Source organism: Nostoc sp. (genome assembly GCF_036917315.1).
In the GTDB taxonomy this organism is placed as follows: domain Bacteria; phylum Cyanobacteriota; class Cyanobacteriia; order Cyanobacteriales; family Nostocaceae; genus Nostoc.
Map to the genome: position 1 here is coordinate 1 of NZ_JBALDR010000063.1, position 2,713 is coordinate 2,713.

Consider the following 2,713-nt stretch of genomic DNA (forward strand, 5'->3'; position numbering starts at 1 on the left):
CTCTTAAATGATGGAGAGCTTATTATTAAATGGGGAAGAAAAATAAAAAACAAGGGAAATGCTGTTTGTGCAAATTAAAAGCACAACAGCTTAAAGTATAAATCAAAGAGTCAACAACGATCTAAATTAATTTCTGCTGCGTTGATAGAAAAGATTTCAAAAATTCCTATTGGGGGCTAAATGGGGGCTATATATACCCCAACAATAGTTAAAGACTTTGATGACTTTTTGACCCCTATATAGGATATATATAGGTGCTAAATGGGGTACATCTGACTTTTTGATATTGTGTACCCCACTTAGCCCCCAAGGGGTTATGATAAACTCTTGAGTCTGGATCAAAAAGGGGTAGTTATTTTATTCTTCTCTCCCCTACTCCCCCAAATTCTCTGAACAGATAACTTTCACAAATTAAAGTTTATTACTTGGAGCCTATGTCAAACATTCACACGTTGCAAAAAATTTTTACTGCGGGTTTCGATAACGGTTACGGAAGCCTAAAACTTTTAGTCGAAGGGTTTGAAGTAGTTCGTGTCCCCAGCTACATAACCAATGCCGAGATGGAAGATGTGCCAGGGCGTGTAGTTTTTAACGGCAGTGCTTATACAGTTGGAGAGTCTGCTTACCGCACAGGAAATTATTTTGACCGCAACACAGATAATAATGAAAATAAAGTCAATAATGCGTTGTTGACATTATTCGGTGCATTGGCACATCTACCACACCGTAAGGCTTGGCATTTAAAATTAGTCGTTAGCTTACATGATGTTGGTCTAGCTGACGAATTGCAAAAAGTACTAAACGGAGAATATCAGCCAATACTTGCTGGCAAACAATCAGAAGTAAAAGTAGAAGTCCTGAAAGTTGTACTAGAAGGGATGGGTGCATTGTTTGGGCATCCACTACCGAAAAAATTAACCATTTTAGACTTTGGCAATGGAACAACCCTGTATTCTCGTTACAACCGGGGTCAGCGAGAAGTTCACACTGCTTACCCGATCGGTGTAGAAGTTCTCATCGATGATATCTCCCAAAAAATGAAACATTTGAATAGAGGAAAAATTGGGGATGCTTCCAAGATCCGATTTTGTCTTGAAATGGGGCATACCAGGTACAGCCGTGACATCGATATCAAAGATATATACAGTGCTTCTTTAAAAGATTGGTATGAAAAATACTTGAAGAAAGTGGTGAATCTGACACTTGATGCCAAGCATCAGGGGGATGAAATCTGGGCGATTGGTGGAGGCTGCCTCTTACCTGGATTTAAGAAGCTGTTGGAGAAAAACGGCTTCAAAATCCTGGACAATCCGGTAGAAGCCAATGTCTTTGGGCTTTTAGAAATGGCAAAAACCATTTTTGCCAAGAATCCAGCATCTACATCTATTAAGTAAAGTTATAACAATGGTAGATAAAAAAGACTTAGCACCGGAAAAAGTTCGCCTCAAAGATAATTACCGAGAGCGCATATTTGCAGAATCGCAAAAACTAGATAAAAGTTACCTGGACACGCTTTACTTTATAGTTGATTGCTATTTTGTTTTTATCAAGGCTGGATTACCTGCACAACTTTTAGCTGACACACCGATTAGTACTGAATCAAACCAACTCACGTCTTGGACTCCAACTCCATTTGCAGAGGAGAAAGAAGAGGATTCTTCAGGGGAAACATTCAGCCTTGATTTTGATTTGTAACGAGGATCTATTGGCACAAGAATGCAATAGTTTTGGCACATTGAATTTTGGATTTTAAATAGTCCCCAGTCCCCGGCTATAGCAGTTGAGCAAGCTGCCGCATATCGTTGAAAACTATCTTAGCTCCTGCCTCAGCCAGAGCAGTGCGATCGCTCTGATGGGCATAGCCAAAAACTGTCATTCCTGCCGCGTATGCTGCTTGTACACCTGTTACAGAGTCTTCAATTACAGCACAATCTTCTGGATTGCTGTTCATTTGCTCGGCTGCATAGAGATACACATCAGGAAAAGGTTTGGGGCGTGAAACATCATTAGCACTATATAACTTGCCATCAAATTTATCCAGAAGCCCCGTTAATTTCAATACCATTTGAATATGGCGGTGGCTACTATTTGATGCCACACATTTGGGTAATCTAATTTGCTCCAATATTTCGGTAATTCCTGAAACTGGCTGTAATTCTTGCTGCAAGGGAGCAATTTCTCGTTCCTTGCAAAGTTCGACAAAGTTTTTGGGCAATGGTTTCTTGTAAGATGCTTCGATAATCTCTAAACAGGTTTTTAGAGACTTGCCGATAAATTTTTGAGTTACTTCTGCATAGGTGATAGGAAAACCAGCTTCCGTGAGCGTTTCTGCAAAAATACGATTGATGATTGGTTCACTATCAACCAAGACTCCATCACAATCAAAAATTACAAGCTTGAACCGATTTTTGACCATGTTTTCGCCTCAAATTTCGCATTCTACCATAGGAGTAATAACTAACACTACCGAGCGATCGCACTCTTATTGACTAATCTGGGACTGAATGCCTTAGAGTGCTAGGTACAGCTCCGAATGGCACTAAGATTTCAGCAAATCCATCATCTACACGGCTTTGAAGAAATTTATATTCCTTTTTAAAACCTCTTGTATGCGTCTGGTAAGCTGTTGTGCTTTTAATTTGCACAAACAGCATTTCCCTTGTTTTTTATTTTTCTTCCCCATTTAATAATAAGCTCTCCATCATTTAAGAGT

3 protein-coding genes are annotated in these 2,713 nt (G+C 39.5%); 2 read left to right on the forward strand and 1 reads right to left on the reverse strand.

What is annotated here, in order from left to right; all coding sequences use genetic code 11:
* The first annotated feature begins 434 nt into the window (after positions 1-434).
* Positions 435-1,394 (forward strand): ParM/StbA family protein, encoded by a 960-nt coding sequence (locus tag V7K84_RS29125; protein WP_334843355.1) that lies wholly within the window; start codon positions 435-437, stop codon positions 1,392-1,394.
* 10 nt (positions 1,395-1,404) lie between these two features.
* Positions 1,405-1,695, forward strand: coding sequence for a hypothetical protein (locus tag V7K84_RS29130; protein WP_334843357.1), 291 nt, complete (start codon positions 1,405-1,407; stop codon positions 1,693-1,695).
* A gap of 76 nt (positions 1,696-1,771) precedes the next feature.
* Here the strand turns inward: V7K84_RS29130 and V7K84_RS29135 are convergent, their stop codons facing one another.
* Positions 1,772-2,416, reverse strand: coding sequence for an HAD family hydrolase (locus tag V7K84_RS29135; protein ID WP_334843359.1), 645 nt, complete (start codon positions 2,414-2,416; stop codon positions 1,772-1,774).
* Between the last annotated feature and the right edge of the window lie 297 nt (positions 2,417-2,713).